The sequence below is a fragment of the Haliea alexandrii genome (genome assembly GCF_003719295.1).
GTDB classification, from domain to species: domain Bacteria; phylum Pseudomonadota; class Gammaproteobacteria; order Pseudomonadales; family Halieaceae; genus Haliea; species Haliea alexandrii.
On the sequence record NZ_RFLW01000002.1, the window covers coordinates 557,450 to 574,410 of the forward strand.

Sequence of the window (16,961 nt, forward strand, 5' to 3'; positions counted from 1 at the left end):
TCAGGTGATGCGGCCACCACCGGACAAGGGCTTGCAGCGTGCAGGCACCGCCGGCAGTATTACCCGGCGAGAGACGCAAAACACCTCTCGCCCTGTACAGTTCACCTGAGCGTACTGAGTAGTACCTCACCACTGCGCACACGGCCCAGCCATCGCGTCAGTGTCAGGACCCTTACTCGGCTATGTCCGGCCTCTCTGGCCGGCTGTATGGCTGATTCCCGCCCCGCCAGACCTGCGCGCACCAGGTAGAATGGCACATCATGAAAAAAATGCTTATCAATGCAACACAGCCCGAAGAGCTGCGCGTTGCGCTCGTTGACGGCCAGCGTCTGTACGATCTGGATATCGAAAACCGCACTCGTCTGCAAAAGAAATCAAACATCTATAAAGGCAAAATCACCCGGGTTGAACCCAGCCTCGAAGCGGCATTTGTCGAGTTCGGCGCGGAGCGTCACGGCTTCCTGCCGCTCAAGGAAATCGCCCGCGAGTACTTCTGCAAAGATCCAGGCAACGCCGAAGGGCGCCTGAAAATCAAGGAAGTGGTCAAGGAAGGCACGGAAATCATCGTGCAGGTCGATAAAGAAGAGCGCGGCAACAAGGGCGCCGCCCTCACCACCTTTATCAGCCTCGCCGGGCGCTACATGGTACTCATGCCCAACAACCCCAAGGCCGGTGGCATTTCACGTCGCATCGAGGGCGATGACCGCAGCGATTTGCGCGAGGCCCTGAGCGGCCTGGAAATCCCTAACGGCATGGGCGTTATCATCCGCACAGCCGGCGTTGGGCGCACCACAGAAGAGCTGCAATGGGACCTCAACTACCTGCTGCAACTGTGGGAGTCCATCACGACCGCCAACACCGAAGTGAAGGCCCCTGCCCTGCTGTTCCAGGAGAGCAACGTCATCATTCGCGCCGTGCGCGACTACCTGCGCGACGACATCGACCAGGTGGTTATCGACTCGGACGACGCCTACGCGGAGGCCTTTGAATTTGTCAGCATGGTAATGCCGAAATACAAGAATCGCATTCGGCGCTACGAGGACACCATTCCTCTGTTCAACCGCTTCCAGATCGAAAGCCAGATCGAGACTGCGTTCCAGCGCGAGGTTCGGCTTCCCTCCGGTGGGTCCATTGTTATCGACCCCACAGAAGCGCTGGTTTCCATCGATATCAACTCCGCCCGCGCCACCAAGGGTAGCGACATCGAAGACACTGCCCTGCAGACCAACCTTGAGGCAGCCGACGAAATTGCGCGACAGCTGCGCCTGCGCGATATGGGCGGCCTGGTGGTCATCGACTTCATCGATATGCTCGCGGCGCGCAACCAGCGCGCCGTGGAGAATCGCATGCGCGATGCCCTGGAACTCGATCGCGCCCGCGTCCAGGTGGGCCGGATCTCGCGCTTTGGCCTGCTGGAGATGTCACGCCAGCGCTTGCGCCCGTCGCTCGGCGAAACCAGCGCCATTGTCTGCCCGCGCTGTACTGGCCAGGGCACCATTCGCGACACCAAATCCCTTGCCCTCTCGATCCTGCGCCTGATGGAAGAGGAAGCGATCAAGGACCGCAGCGCGGAAGTGCGCGCCATCGTACCGGTTGACGTGGCGGCCTACCTGCTGAATGAAAAGCGTGCAGCGCTGTCGGATATCGAGATTGTCAGCCGCACTCGCCTGCTGGTGATTCCCAACCCGAACCTGGAAACACCGCATTTTGAAGTGCAGCGCCTGCGCGATGATGAAGTCAGCGAAGACCGCGCGGCCAGTTACGCCATCGAGATTGCCGTGCCGGATACGGACATCATCAGCGACGCCCATGCCGCCAATATTCCCCAGCAGGAAGCTGCCGTACAGCGCATTGCACCGCAGATGGCCGCCCCCCAGCCGGCGGAAGTGGACGACGCACCGGCCGCAGCGGAGGCACCAAAACGCAAGCGTGGCGGCAAGGGCAACGCGCGCAAGGCGGCAGAGCCCGCGGCTCCACCAATCAAGACCGGGCTGGTCAGCCGCTTGATGGGTATGCTTTTTGGCGAACCAGCTAAAGCCGAAGAACCGGCGCCCAAACCGAAGGCGCGCAAAGCAGCCCCTGCGGAACAGGGCGCCGAGAGCGGTGAAAAGAGCGGCGAGCGCAGCGGTCGCAAACGCAGCCGCGGCGGTCGCCGTCGCAATGGCAACAACAGCGGCAACAACAGTGCACGCACTGCAGACCAGGCGCGCGGTGATCGCGATGACGCTGGCGACAAGGCCGAGCAGTCCGGGAAATCTGAAAAGGCAGACGACCGCAACCGTTCGCAGGATGACTCCTCGGAAGAGCGCCAGTCCAGCGGCAATTCGCGGCCCCGCCGGCGCGGCGGCAAAGGCCGTAGACGCCCCGATGCCGAGCGCCGCACCGAGCCGGTTGAAGACCAGACCGACATCGACGCCGATGCTTCCGACGACGACAGCCTTGAAGCCTATGCGCGCCGCCAGCAGGAGGAGCAGCGCGAGCAACAAGCCGACGATGGCGACAAGCCGCGCAAGCGCCCAAGTGACATGAAGCGCGGCGAACCCCGCCGTCGTCGCCGCAGCCGCCCGCAGGTTGACGCTGACAATGCGGAAACCACGCAGCCTGCCAGCAATACTGGTGCAACCACCGTCGAGACCGCTGAGGTCTCAGCGGGCGAGGTCGCAGTGGACGAAGCGCAACGCACACCTGCAGACGCGGCTGCCAGCGAACCGGTAACCGCCGCTGAGGTTGTCGAAGCCACGTCAGCGGAAGCACAGGCTGCAAGCAGCCCTGCGGCTGCCGAGGTTGCCAGCGACAGCGCAGAAAATGCCACTGCCGAGGAAATCCCAGCCCCGCCTGCGGCAGAGCCGGCACCCAGCGTACCTGCGGTAGAACCTGCAGCAGTAGAACCTGCATCAGAGGCACCCGCAGAAGAGCCCGTTGCGAAGTCGGAAGCGCCTGCGGCAGCCGCCGCAGAACCACCAGCGACTCCGGTTGCAGCCAAGGGCCTCACCCCTGACGGGCGTGCAGCCAATGATCCGCGCGTAGCGCCGAAGGCAGTGGGCGAAGTGGCAATCACCACGGACCACCTGCAACTGTTCCGCGAAGAACAGCTGCCTCCGGTCGCACCGAGCGGCACCGTTGCACCCCGCGCCAGTAATGACCCGCGCGGGCCACGTGCAGGTGCCAATGCTGGTGGTGGATCAGAGGGCTAAAAGCACTGCAAATTCATGCGCACAGGGCCTCCGGGGCTTGTGCGTATGGGCAGGCACTGTATAATCGCGCTCTTCCGTCGAAGGCGGAATTTCAAACACGGTGGGCTGGCTGAGTGGTCGAAAGCGGCGGTCTTGAAAACCGTTGAGGGTTTATCCCCTCCCGGGGTTCGAATCCCTGGCCCACCGCCACTATACTTTATAAATCAATGAGTTACAGGCGGTAATGCTCAGTTACCGCCAAAATTCCCGCCATAAAATAAACGCTTTAAAAGTGACCAACACCTGCCCAGGAACTATCCCGATGGCACACTTTGAGGCGACTCATCGATCCACACAGCAATGAGCAGAGTGTATCCCTGCCCGCGGATATCTCCGGCACCACTAGCTCAATAGAATCAACGAGTTAGGTTTGCTCTAGTCCATATCCCTATATTAGTCCCCACTAAGCGAAAACGGTACTACAGCACTAACAGTATCTGAGTCCCTGCCCTTCCCCTGCGCTCAGCCAATCGAAGTTTTTGGGGGGGCATTCCCGAGTGCTATTGGCTGATCAAGGGTCTGGTAGCCGTGAGGGGGCGCTATCGCAATGGACGGCACGGGCGTCTAGTCAGCACCAGACTATTACCCAAGCACGTGGAGTCGTTTCCCTCCACAATGGCGGGATCGAGTTATCCCGCCGTCAATTCTTGCCCTCCATTGTTCGCCTTCAGATTGGCGAAGGGATAATGAGTTGCTGGTTTTGCTCGAGTGGCCTCGGTGCTGCCATAGCGCACAAAGCTCTCAAACTTACTGTGTTGTTCTTCGTGGCAGTAGATACACAGCAACTCCCAGTTGCTGCCATCGCCGGGATTATTGTCGTGGTTGTGATCGACATGGCGGACGGTTAGCTCTGACAGGTTCCTCCGATCAAACTCTCGCGCACAGCGACCACAGACCCACGGGGATATCTTCAGGGCGCGCTCACGATACCCGGACTCCCGCCTGGCATTTTACTCAAGCTGCTCGGCACGCACTTGCTAGAAGCTCTTTGATGGGGGCATTTGCTTACTCATGACGTTGCAGCTCTGACCGAATCATATAATCGGCGGACAATCATGCGTTAAAGGGCGCCCTATCGAGCGCCCTTCCGTCAATCATAGGGGTTAATCGGGTTGGGATCAGCTCAAAACCTACGCCTGGTAGCTCGGGCGTCGTCCTCAGCCGACTCGTAGCGCCCACGATCCTCATCGGACTGCGCATTGGCATAATACTGATACAACCAGGCCATTCCGGCAAAAATCTGCGCATAATTGGCGTCCAGGGCCTTGCTGCAGGACGGAAAATCGCTGGGCTGAATCCAGACTTTACCCAGCTGCCCTCGCCCATCAGTATGCGGACTTTTGCCCCAGCAAATCTCAAAAATCAAACAGGCAACGCCAACTGAGTTGCTCCAAGCGACAGCATGCCGATGCATCCGCGGTAAATCGAGGTCCGGCGCATATATATCCGCCAATTGTAATTTGGCTGATGAAACGCCATGATTAAAAAAGGATAGCAATTTTAGGCCTTATTGGTGCCACCTAATGTTAACCAAACGCCCGAGCAGGTCGCTCGGGACCGAATCGATGAGCGCCTTCGAGCATCCGGTTGGCATGTTCAGGACAAGAGCGCACTTGATTTTAACGCCGGTGTGGGCATCGCCGTGCGCGAGTACCAGACCGACATTGGCCCCGCCGACTACGTTCTGTTCACTGACAGGCGGGCCGTCGGCGTTGTTGAAGCCAAGCCGGACAGCTGGGGTGTCCGGCTGACTTCTGTCGAGGAGCAGTCCGAGGGCTATTCCAAAGCGAAGCTGAAGTGGGTGACCAACGCCGAGCCACTGCCTTTTCTCTACGAAAGTACCGCCCAGGTCACACGCTTCACCAACGCCCGCGATCCCAACCCAAGATCCCGTGAGGTTTTCACCTTCCACCGTCCGGAAACCCTGAAAGCCTGGGCGCAGGCACAGAGGAGCCTGCGCTCCGGTATCGCAGCGCTGCCGGAGCTCAACCCGGACGGCCTGCGCGACTGCCAGATCAAGGCAATCACCAATCTTGAAGCCTCGTTCAAAGTTGACAAGCCCCGAGCCCTCGTGCAAATGGCGACCGGTTCGGGCAAGACCTTCACGGCGATCACTCAGGTGTATCGCTTGCTCAAACACGCAGGCGCGCGCCGCATCCTGTTCCTCGTCGACACCAGGAACTTGGGCGAGCAGGCCGAACAGGAGTTCATGGCGTTCATCCCCAACGACGACAACCGCAAGTTCACCGAGCTCTACAACGTCCAGCGCCTGACCTCGCCCGCCATCGCCAATGACAGCCAGGTCGTCATCTCCACGATCCAGCGCATGTATGCCACGCTCAAGGGAGAGGAACTGAACGAGGGTGCCGAGGACGAAAACCCGGCCGAGCAGCAATGGCGCCGCAAGGAACCCCTGCCGGTCGTGTACAACGCCAGGCTGCCGCCGGAGTACTTCGACGTGGTCGTGATCGATGAATGCCACCGCTCCATCTACAACCTCTGGCGCCAGGTCATCGAGTATTTCGATGCCTACCTGATCGGCCTGACCGCCACCCCCGACAACCGCACCTACGGCTTCTTCCAGAAGAACGTCGTCAGCGAATACACCCATGAAAAGGCCGTCGCCGACAAGGTCAACGTCGGCAACGAAATCTATCTGATCGAGACCGAGATCACCCAGGGCGGCGAGACGCTAAAGGCCAAGCAACTGGTCGAGAGACGCGAACGCGAGACCCGCGCGCGCCGCTGGGAAACCCAGGACGAGGAACAAGCCTACGCCGCCACCCAGCTCGATCGCTCGGTGGTCAATCCGGACCAGATCCGCACCGTCATCCGCAGCTTCCGCGACAAGTGGCGAGAAATCTTCCCCGGCCGCAGGGAACTGCCGAAGACCCTGATCTTCGCCAAGACCGACAGCCACGCCGACGACATCATCCAGACCGTCCGCCAGGAGTTCGGCGAGGGCAACGACTTCTGCCGCAAGATCACCAACGGCGCGAAGAACCCGAAATCCTCGCTCTCCGCGTTTCGTAACGACTACTACCCGCGCATCGCCGTGACCGTGGACATGATCGCCACCGGCACCGACGTGAAACCCCTCGAATGCCTGCTGTTCATGCGCGACGTGAAGTCGAAGAACTACTTCGAGCAGATGAAAGGCCGCGGCACCCGTGTTCTGAAACCCGACGACCTGAAGAAAGTCTCTCCATCTGCGCAGGGCAAGACTCATTACGTGATAGTCGATGCCGTGGGCGTGACCAAATCGCTCAAGACCGCCAGCCAGCCGCTCGATACCAGGCCCTCGATCCCCTTCAAGGATCTCGCCATGGGGCTGATGATGGGAGACCGCTCCGAGGAAACAGTCAGTTCACTCGCCGCCCGCCTCTCGCGCCTCGACAACAAGCTCGGCGCCGAGGATCAGGCGAAGATCAGGGCCGCGGCCGGGACATCGCTGACGGCAATTGTCCGCGACCTGTTCGACGCCATCGACCCGGACAAGGTGGAGGCGGATGCCAAGGCCGCAGGCCACCCCGAGCCGGACGATGCCGCCATGAACGCCGCGCGCGAGGAACGGATCAAACAGGCCGCCAATGTCTTCACCGGCCCGCTCATCAACCTGATGGACACGATCCGCCGCGACAACGAGCAGACGATCGACCATGACAACCTCGACGCGCTCCTGCGCGCCGAGTGGGCAGGCGACGTGGCCGAGAACGCCAAGCAGATCGCGCAGGAATTCGAAGAGTACCTCACCGAGCACCGGGATGAGATCGAGGCCCTGTCGATCTACTTCAACACCCCCGCCCGCCGCTCCGAGGTCACCTACGCCATGATCAAGGACGTGCTGAAAAAACTGATGGACGACCGCCCGCGCCTCGCCCCGCTCACCGTCTGGCGCGCCTATGCGCATCTCGACAACTACAAGGGCAGCAATCCCGCCAGCGACCTGACCGCGGTGGTGGCGCTGATCCGCCGGGTCACCGGGCTGGATGCAATCCTCACCCGCCATTCCGAACGGGTGCGGCGCAACTTCCAGAACTGGGTGCTGAACCGCCATTCCGGCGCAGGCGAGAAGTTCACCGAGGAACAGATGGCCTGGCTGCGCATGATCCGCGATCACCTCGCCACCTCCTTCACCATAGAGCGCGACGATCTGGAAATGGCCCCCTTCGACGGCAAGGGCGGCATGGGGCAGATGTATGCGCTGTTTGGGGACCGAATGGACGCGGTGATGGCCGAGATGAATGAGGCGCTTTCGGCATGATGGATTTGCCGAGCGGATGGGCCATAACGCGGCTCTCGGAAATCTGCGAGATCAACCCGCGTATCGACAAAACAACAATGGAGCCCGACACCGTCGTATCTTTCGTCGCGATGCCTGCGGTCGAGGCAGAATCCGGCAGGATCGACGTTTCCGAAACCCGCACTTTTTTTCAGGTCAAACAAGGCTATACGCCATTCAAGAAAGGCGATGTCCTTTTTGCCAAGATCACGCCGTGCATGGAGAACGGGAAAATGGCCATCGTGCCTGAGATGGTCAGTGAGCATGGCTTCGGATCGACCGAGTTCCACGTTCTGCGCCCAGGAAAGGGTATAGAAGCCAAACTAATCTATCACGCTGTTTCCAACCAAGGGTTTCGCTACCACGCCGAACACAACATGACAGGAGCTGTCGGGCAAAAGCGTGTCTCGGCCTCAGTCTTGGAGGAGCATGAACTGGGGCTTCCACCAACCAACGAACAACACCGCATCTTGGAGAAGATCGAGGCGATGTTCGACGAGATCGACAAGGGGGTCGAGAGCCTGCAAACCGCACGCACCACCCTCGGCCTGTACCGCCAGTCCCTGCTGAAATCCGCCTTCGAAGGCCACCTCACCGCCGATTGGCGCGCAAAGCACGCAGACAAGCTGGAAGCCCCCGAAACCCTCCTCGCCCGCATCCAACACGAGCGCGACACCCGCTACAAAGCTGCCCTCGATGCCTGGCAAACCGCCCTCGCTGAGTGGCGCGCGGATGTTGAGAACGGCAAGAGACCCCAGAAGCCAAAGCGGCCAGCAACGTTCCCGGACCAGCTGCAAAACCTTCGGATTGAGTTGCCCGATCTACCACACGGTTGGACATGGGCACACTTGGGTCTGTGCTCGTCCGGTCCTGAGTATGGAACGGCGGCGAAGTCTGCGGACACGGGCACAATGCCCGTGATCCGCATGGGCAACCTTCAGCGTGGCCGCATCGACTGGGACAACTTGGCATTTACCTCCGATCCGGAAGAAATCGAACAGTATTCGTTGAAGTCCGGAGATGTCCTGTTCAACCGCACAAACAGCCCAGAACTCGTAGGCAAAACTTCGATCTACAAGGGCGAACGCCCAGCGTTGTTTGCTGGCTATCTGGTACGGGTCAACCAGATCGAGGAGATCGCGTCCGGCCCCTATTTGACCTACTTCCTGAATTCGCCGATCGCCGGCGAACACGGAAGAACCGTGAAGACTGACGGTGTAAACCAGTCCAACATCAATGCGAGCAAGTTGCAGGAATATCCACTTCCCTACTGCTCCCCCGCCGAACAAACCGAAATCGTCCGCATCCTCGACGCCCGCCTCGAAGCCGCAGACGCCCTCGAAAACGAAATCGGCGCCGCCCTCACCCGCGCCAGCGCCCTGCGCCAATCCATCCTGAAAAAAGCCTTCGCCGGCCAGCTCGTTCCCCAGGATCCCGGCGACGAGCCCGCCGCCGTGCTGCTGGCCCGCATCAAGGCGGAGCGCGACAGCGCCCCGAAGAGCGCGCGGAAGCGCAGGGCCCCGGCATGAGGCTGCTGTCATATCGACCTTTTAATGTCATTGCTGTCTACTTGTTGCTTTGCCAGCGCTATCGGAGCATCCCCCTATGCCGACCATCACCGTGAGAAACCTGCCGGACGAGGTTCACCGCGCGCTGCGCGTGCGTGCCGCCCGGCACGAGCGCAGCATGGAAGCTGAAGTGCGGGAAATCCTCGCGGCCACCGTCGCAGCGGAAAGCCAACCCGGGCTCGGCTCACTTTTGGCCGAGATGGGCCGGCGGGTCGGGCTGACCGAGGAGGAAGCCGCCGCGTTCGAGAACCTGCGCAACAAAAGCCCCATACGCGCCATCGATTTCGAATGATCATCCTGGACACCAATCTGATCTCTGCCCCACTGCGCCCGGAGCCCGAACCGCGCGTCGTTGCCTGGATTAATGCCCATCCATTGGAAACCCTCTACCTGACGCTCATCAACCCCTGGGAACGCCCATGAACACCGCCCCCATCGTCTCCAAAGTCTGGAGTTTCTGCACCACGCTGCGCGACGACGGCGTCGGCTACGGCGATTATTTAGAGCAGCTGACCTACCTCATCTTCCTCAAGATGTCGGACGAATACGCCAGGGCCCCCTACAACCGCGACGTGGGCTTTCCCGCGGGGTTCGACTGGACCAGCCTGACCTCGCGGCGGGGAGCGGAACTGGAAGCGCATTACGTCATGCTGCTGCGCAAGCTGGGCGAGCAGCAAGGCATGCTTGGCCAGATCTTTACCAAGGCGCAGAACAAGATCACCGACCCGGCCAAACTGTTCCGCCTGATCGACATGGTGGACAGCACGAAATGGGTGATGCTGGGCGCCGATGTGAAAGGCGACATCTATGAAGGGTTGCTGGAACGGAACGCCGAAGACACAAAGTCGGGCGCGGGCCAGTATTTCACCCCGCGCGCGCTGATTCGCGCCATGGTGGAGTGCATCCGTCCCGAGCCCGGCAAGACCATCGCCGATCCGGCCTGTGGCACCGGGGGATTCTTCCTTGCCGCGCACGATTTCCTGACGGACCCGAACCACCATTCGCTCGACAAGGACCAGAAGGCCTTTCTGAAGCACTCGACATTCTTCGGCAACGAGATCGTTGCCGGGACGCGGCGGCTCTGCCTGATGAACATGTTCCTGCACGGCATCGGCGAAATGACCGGCGACACACTGGTGTCACCCGCGGACGCCCTGATATCGCCGCCCCCCGAGACCTTCGACTACGTGCTCGCCAATCCACCGTTCGGCAAAAAAAGCTCAATGAGCTTTACCAATGCGGAGGGCGAGCAGGAAACCGACAACCTGACCTACAACCGCCAGGATTTCTGGGCGACCACGTCGAACAAGCAGCTGAATTTCGTTCAACATATCCGCACCATGCTGAAGACAACGGGTCGCGCCGCCGTGGTCGTGCCTGACAACGTACTGTTCGAGGGGGGGGCTGGTGAAACCATCCGGCGCAAGCTGCTGCAGACGACCGACCTGCACACCATCCTGCGCCTGCCCACGGGCATCTTCTATGCGCAGGGGGTAAAGGCTAACGTGATCTTCTTCGACAACCGGGCCGCCAGCCCCGATCCGCAGACTTCAAAAGTCTGGTACTACGATTACCGGACCAATGTGCACCACACCTTGAAGCAGAAGCCCCTGACCTACGCGCATCTCGAAGAGTTTGTGTCCTGCTACAACCCCGGCAGCCGACATGAACGCAGTCCGTCATGGAGCGAGGAGACACCAGATGGGCGCTGGCGCGCGTTTGACCGGGAGGAACTGCTCGCCCGCGACAAGGCGAGCCTCGACCTCTTCTGGCTTCGAGATGCGTCGATGACCGATCTGGAGAACTTGCCGGAGCCCGAGGTGCTGGCCGAAGAAATCATGGAGAACCTCAGAGCGGCACTTGCCAATTTTGGAGCTGTGAGCATGAACTAAGTGTTTGCTCTTGCCTCCGTGGTCCGACCCCCGTCCAGCTTTATAGTGGCGTGGTCAACCAATATGTGACAACCCAGTGAACCCGATTTCTTCACTTGAACGACTGCTAATTCGGATTCATTCAGGCTGGTATAGTCGAGCGTTGAATACAACCGCTGACTGTTGTAGAACATCAAGTTGCAATCCGGAATTTCCTGTTGTGACTCAGTTTTTGCCCCTTCTGTCAGAATAAATTCGCGGTCGGTCTCGATATCTGTTTTACAGCTGTCGGCCAGGAGCGGACATTAACGCCTCGCGCATGAGCGCAGACTTGTGAGCGTCTTAGCGGCCGCCGCGAATGACGCGGTTTGTTGGACGAAATCGCTTCAATCAATGATTTCCGGTTCTGGCTCAGGAGGTCCATCGCCGCGCTCTTGAAGCTCGGCTAGTGCTCGGTCTAGATCGCCTCCACATCGCTCAAGGACTTTCTTACACTTGAGCAGTCCCGCACCAGACAGATGCCGAAGTTCTTTGATCTTCTCTGCCTCATCCATTGGAACCCCGCAGACCTCCCAACGCCTACCGCAGCTGCGAGCGAACCGCGCAGCGGTTTGGCTGTCCGGCCCCATTGGAGTGAACTGCCGGTGTTTGTTATGCGACGCTAGTAGGTAGAACACTCGTTTTGCTCACATTTGACACCTTCTACAAGCACGCAATCATAGTCACACAATCCACTACTGGAAAACGCCTCATGGTGTTTTTTGATCTCAAATCTAATGGTGGCTACCTTCGATCTATTTATTGGTGTGTTACATCCGAATGGGCACCCCAGTTGAACAACGCGACAATCTGCATCCGATTCACAGTAGTTGGACTGATGGATCATTGAAGTAATCAATGTTTCGGATGCGACTTTCTTGTCAATATAACATTCGGTCGCATATGTGAGAGAGCTGACGGTAAGCGCCAACATAAGAATGAGATGCTTCATGGCGTCTGCGTCACGCAACAGCGAACTAACCGAACGGGGTCACAATAAACCGTTCCGATCAGATCGCAAATCGAAGGTAACGATGTCTTAAGCTCTTTTCTACACTCAGCAATCACAGAATTCAAGTAACTTCACAGAGCCCCACCCTGGGGACTTGACCATCAGAAGCGATAGCTCAAACCCACTGTAAGGCTATCGACATCCTCCTCACTATTGCCACGATCAATGGCATCCTGAAATCGGGTCCATTCCAAACGTGCCGCCACTGACTCAAGTATTTGGTACTGGATGCCAACGCCGAACAATGGCTTAACCCTGCTGTCTTTGCTCTCCGGAGCAAAACCTGGGAGGAGTACTGGGCCGAACCCAGGTGTTGCTGGTTGCTCGATCGCATCAACTGCCACTCGGCTAGATCGCTCACGTTCCAGGTGAACAACCCCAAGCCGCCCAAAGACATTAAACTTCTCTGTAACAGGGTAACGCCCGAGACCAGACACCTCAATGCCGGACATTTTATAGGTAACAGTAGTTCGCAGAGTGGGAGGTGGAACAGGAGCAAACGCGGCACCCGCACCCCCCAGAGACACTTCGACATCTGCTTCCCCAGCGTCCAAATAGGCCGCCTCTATCGCAAAATGGCTATTTACCTGATATCCCCCGCCGACCCGCCAGAAAGTGTCAGTATCATCTTTGTAAATCTGTATGTCAGCAGCTGGCACGAATATACCCCCGCCGGAACCGATAGCTCCCGACCCTGAGCCAAAGAGGAATGGATCTACGGCGCTACTGGATTTCAGGTCGTTGAACGTAGATTCGCCCATGCTGGCCACTAGATACCACTCGCCAGCCATGGCCGGCAATGCGGTCAGTGAAAGGCCCAGAGCAGAAAGCGCGAAAGCACGGTCAATACGACTCGTCATAAAATGTCCTTACCTCTATACCTATAGAGCAGGGGGAAACGGAACCATCCCCGTACCACTCGCCGCAAAGGCTAGATCCGTCAATCTGTTTACCCCGCTTTCCGCCAGCCTACTCTAATTCTCTGACGACGCTATCGCCATTAAGCCTTGAACAATTAAGCACCACCACCTTCGCCCACCGACCTCATCAGCTCTTCACATTTTTCACTGTGGTGATTAAAGGCCGAATAATCTCTGGCGGCCGGGAACGGACGTAGCCATTCACCCTACTCCGAGTAAGATCTCCGGTACGTTCTGCGCCGACGGATACCCAAAATCATCATGACAACTGACACTAGGGTTGGAATAGAAATTAACGAGAACATAGTGGCTATTGAACTTCCATCCGGCAGCTGAAAGCCTGTGGAGGCGACGTGATGAGTCATCCAAAACACCAATACAGCAGCCAACACCACCGAAAAGACCGCAAATTTTGCGGTACCGGTTATTCCGATACTGGACAATCCACCAATTATAATTGCAATCACAATAGTAAAATATGCCATCACGCCATCGATTGTCGCCAACACCAAGGACCACGCTGACAGAGCAAGACTAATCCAACCAGTCGCCGCCCAGACTTTCGGGGATAACTGCTTCATCAGATCAAGCCTCTCGCCGCGTGTGTTGCTCGGAATGCGCCAGTATTTTCAGGCGGGTACCATACAGCTTTGATCCCGCTCAATCCAATACCTAGCATCACAACCGGCCAAGAGCTGTCGTCTGGTGCGTGACCGCGAACGGCTGCTCGAGCTGAAAGCGGCCCCTTGGAAGCCAGGGAGCGCCGGGGCGCATCCCTCAGACCGTGATGCGCCTCCATATGGGGCAAATGATCAATGCGCGCGGCGGATCAACCCGTTAGCGTCCCCACCCCAGCTTGAGCAATAGGGTTCCTTCTCTCGCGTGGGTGTCCCGATAAGCAGGCCCATCTCGCTAGGATGTCGGCTATTCTTCTTGCGCCGTATCGACCAGCCCCCGCAACTCTTCGCCGTCCGAGACGGCATCGCCCTGTGCATCGGTGCTATTCGCATCCACGGCGATTCGCCGAACCGCAGCAACAGCTGGCAAAGACTCGCGCACAAGTCTTCCTGCAAGTTCTTCGGACCGTGTCGGCCAGGTGTTGACATGCAGCGTCATGGGCAGATCGGGAATCGGCGTAGGGTCCCAAAGCACTCTCCGATGCACAAGGCGATCGTCGACGAACCATCGTATCTCGTCAGGGGCCCACTCAATTGCGTAAGTGTGGAACGCCTTAGAGGCGTTGAATCCAAGCTCGATGGCAAAAGGTGTCCCCCGGTAACCATAGTCAAACTTTGCGCCATCGCAGCCTGGGTTGAAGAAGACATTGGCCAGCATCTGGTCTGGACGGTTACCGGTGATCTCCACATCGATCTCCTGGCGCGGAAGATCTCTGTGGAGGAAGAAGCCCGAGACCAGGCCAGGGACGTTGGTCGCTCGCAGAGTTGCCTCAAACCGTCCATACAGGAACCGGCCTCGGCTGGAAACAGCACCTGCGCTCAGCTCACGAACACCAAGCGATGCATTTGCGACCACCAGATCTAAACCACCAGAAGGCAGAACTCGCACGCTGCCAGGCCTAAAGAGTGCAAGGTTCCCGGGGAACGTATCGTCACGTGACAGCCAACGAGACGCGTCTAGTTCGCTCAAATGGTCGTCAAACCGTGCGCGAGATGCCTCCAGCCACGGCCCCGGCTCGCATAGCTCCACGTCGATACCGTGCCACTGGCGCGTTGACGGGGCAACCCACGGCGAAACATCGTGCTCCAGACGCTTGCCTCTAGCCAGTCTTTCACCTGCGGGCGGAGGGGGGCGAAGACGACGAACGCCTCGCTCCACAGCGCAAGGATAGCTAGCACTGGGTGGCGGCATGCGCAAGTACTCGCACAGTTCTACCCAGCCCTCGGAAAAGGCACGCTGGTGCAAGACGCTCTCAGGGGGCAGCGGTAAGTTCTTCGGGATCTCGCCGACGAAGATGAACTTCGCCCCGGGATACCTTTCCTTGAGCTGCGCGATGTGGGGTTCAAGCGCCGCGACATTGACGTAGGCATCAAAAACGCGTCCACGCTGACCTCGAAGCAAGCGACCTCTCTCCACAGGCGGAAGGTCGTCCAAATCGCTGCAGCAGCGATAGCCCAGCATAGACAACGCTATAGCTAGGGAGGATAGGCCAGTGTTCCTAGAGCCAAAGGCAAACACCGTTGTTTCCGTGGGACGCTGATGGAACGTCCCGGGCGTTGTATCGGAAAGAATCCCGATCTGGCTCAAGACGGGGAGAATTGAGTAGGAGTTCGTGGACAGCAGATCGACGCGCTGAGGGATGACAGAGCGGCGCAGCGCGCGAACGTCTGTCACTGAGAACTGCTGGTTGATCCAAAGGTCGACTGGTCCGCGACACGGCAGGCGTGCAAGAAGCCGCTGAGCCCCGCGTTTGGACAGCACATAGCCCGAGAGATACCAAAGCCCGCGCTCCGGTCGAAAGACGCTGCGCGAGAGCGCAACCTTGGGAGCACCGTGCTTCACCTCTTTGAACGACAGGTAGAACACGTCAAAGTCAGGATCAGCCCCATCGCTCTCCCGCATCTCCTGCCACGCCGTGTCGACAAGGCGGCCAAAGCTCTGTTCGAACCAAACGTCATCTTCCAGAACCAGCGTGTATGGCGCCTCAGAACTGGCTATCTTCTTCCAGATGTCAATGTGCGATTGGGCCACCGCAATTTCTGCATTGCTCATTCGGATCCCGCGAGTCAGATCGAACGTGTCTGGTAGAACCTGTGGGTACGGGTCGACGGACAATTGATCCGCAAGCGTGTAGTAGGGCTCGATATCGACACCAGCAAGCGTTGCGGCCGGTAGGGCCCGCGCGTCGCAGGCTGCGTGCCGGATAAGTCGCTTTGACAGAGGCTGCCCCTTGCAATCCACGATGCGGTCCAGTTCTCGGGAAACAGCCACCAAGCGCTGCGGCTGCCGATCTAGATTGATCACATAGATGTCGCTTATCCTGCCCGGGTAGGCTCCGCCCACGGGGCCGAACGCGTAGGCCTTTTGTTTAGGCAACAGCACGCGCAAGCGCAAGAACATGGTGTGCAATAGGTGGCGGATGCCCCTCAGCGGCTCGAAGAGGTTCATGGTGCCCCCTCCCCATCAAAGTCAAACCGCTTCCCATTTGATATTCGCCAGTTTCTCCCGTCGGCACGATAGCTCAGCGGCCACTTGGATATGCCGATCGAGTCCCAGGTCCGAAGTACGGTCAGCCGGTGCTCATCAAGGCATTGCGCGCACATCTCGAAGATGATACGCGACAGGTTGCCCGGACCGGTAGTTGATTGAATCTCCAGCAGCTCACCCTCGGCTGCAAAGTTCAAGCGCAGGGTTGCACGCTCAAGTGCTCGACTAATGATGGGGTCTCCCTCGCAAGCGATCAACGGGTTGTTATTGACGTAGAAAATCAACCCGTCCCGGTTGGTTCCCGCTTGCAGGAATATCTCGCATTGAACCATCGAGTCCGCAGCTATGTCGTAGCAAAGTGGCTGAACCTTAACGCCGTTCCCGGCGAACAGCTCCGAGATGTCCTTGGCGATGCACTCGTCATCGGCATCAACGTACATTCCTCCATTGATGACGAGATAGCATAATCGGAAGTAGTCTGCCTGCATCGCGGGATGGTAGCAGCGCATGAACGCCCGCAGATGCTCCCTTCCCAGCGATTGTTCAATGAAGCGAGCCGCGCTGCGAGCATCGAAGACACGGTATTCGAATCCGCTTGATCCCCACCTCGACCAAGAATCCATGCACTCCAGCACGTCAGCAGGCAGCGCCTGCAAGTCATGCCAGTACTGCACGATTCGCCTAGGAATTGATGGTCCCTGATTGTCCGGGGCCGTTGATGGTGACGGTGCTTGAACAAGCCGTCGAATGAAGTCTGATCGTTCCAAGTGATGGCCGGGGCTGTCGTCTTCGAGGTACATGGGTTCTCGGGTCCGTTGTTCGTCGTATAATAGTTGTAACAGAAAGTGAGATTAGCTCAGGCGAAAAAATT

At 58.7% G+C, this 16,961-nt stretch carries 9 protein-coding genes, 1 tRNA gene and 1 pseudogene; 6 read left to right on the top strand and 5 right to left on the bottom strand.

Annotation, left to right across the window (positions count from 1 at the left end):
* Positions 1-260: 260 nt before the first annotated feature.
* Both rne and EGJ68_RS10765 read left to right on the top strand, forming a co-directional pair.
* A complete protein-coding gene (gene rne / locus EGJ68_RS10760; RefSeq protein WP_123034535.1) occupies positions 261-3,194 on the top strand; it encodes a ribonuclease E in 2,934 nt (977 codons plus the stop codon).
* 99 nt (positions 3,195-3,293) lie between these two features.
* Positions 3,294-3,383, top strand: a tRNA-Ser gene (locus tag EGJ68_RS10765).
* 479 nt (positions 3,384-3,862) lie between these two features.
* Here the strand turns inward: EGJ68_RS10765 and EGJ68_RS10770 are convergent.
* A pseudogene (locus EGJ68_RS10770) lies at positions 3,863-4,168 on the bottom strand (YajD family HNH nuclease); the annotation flags it as partial.
* Positions 4,169-4,863: 695 nt separating this feature from the next.
* Between EGJ68_RS10770 and EGJ68_RS10780 the strand changes: the two are divergent.
* The 4 genes from EGJ68_RS10780 (at position 4,864) to EGJ68_RS10800 (ending at position 10,975) form a co-directional block, all read left to right on the top strand.
* On the top strand, positions 4,864-7,497 hold the full coding sequence (locus EGJ68_RS10780) for a type I restriction endonuclease subunit R (RefSeq protein WP_233248766.1): 2,634 nt from the start codon (positions 4,864-4,866) through the stop codon (positions 7,495-7,497).
* Positions 7,494-9,044 (top strand): restriction endonuclease subunit S, encoded by a 1,551-nt coding sequence (locus EGJ68_RS10785; RefSeq protein ID WP_123034538.1) that lies wholly within the window; start codon positions 7,494-7,496, stop codon positions 9,042-9,044. Before EGJ68_RS10780 ends, EGJ68_RS10785 begins: the two co-directional genes overlap by 4 nt.
* 76 nt (positions 9,045-9,120) lie before the next feature.
* Positions 9,121-9,375 carry a FitA-like ribbon-helix-helix domain-containing protein gene (locus tag EGJ68_RS10790; RefSeq protein WP_123034539.1) on the top strand — a complete coding sequence of 85 codons (255 nt, stop codon included), beginning with the start codon at positions 9,121-9,123 and terminating at the stop codon, positions 9,373-9,375.
* 127 nt (positions 9,376-9,502) lie between these two features.
* A complete protein-coding gene (locus tag EGJ68_RS10800; RefSeq protein WP_123034540.1) occupies positions 9,503-10,975 on the top strand; it encodes a class I SAM-dependent DNA methyltransferase in 1,473 nt (490 codons plus the stop codon).
* 1,131 nt (positions 10,976-12,106) lie between these two features.
* Here the strand turns inward: EGJ68_RS10800 and EGJ68_RS10805 are convergent.
* The 4 genes from EGJ68_RS10805 to EGJ68_RS10820 form a co-directional block, all read right to left on the bottom strand.
* Complete coding sequence (locus EGJ68_RS10805) at positions 12,107-12,865, bottom strand: outer membrane beta-barrel protein (protein ID WP_123034541.1); 759 nt, start codon at positions 12,863-12,865, stop codon at positions 12,107-12,109.
* Between the two features lie 266 nt (positions 12,866-13,131).
* Positions 13,132-13,506, bottom strand: a complete 375-nt coding sequence (locus EGJ68_RS10810) for a hypothetical protein (protein WP_123034542.1) — start codon at positions 13,504-13,506, stop codon at positions 13,132-13,134.
* Positions 13,507-13,849: 343 nt separating this feature from the next.
* Positions 13,850-16,051, bottom strand: coding sequence for a family 16 glycosylhydrolase (locus EGJ68_RS10815; RefSeq protein WP_123034543.1), 2,202 nt, complete (start codon positions 16,049-16,051; stop codon positions 13,850-13,852).
* On the bottom strand, positions 16,048-16,890 hold the full coding sequence (locus EGJ68_RS10820) for a glycosyltransferase family 32 protein (protein WP_158283615.1): 843 nt from the start codon (positions 16,888-16,890) through the stop codon (positions 16,048-16,050). The genes EGJ68_RS10815 and EGJ68_RS10820 overlap by 4 nt, the downstream gene beginning before the upstream one ends.
* Positions 16,891-16,961 lie beyond the last annotated feature (71 nt).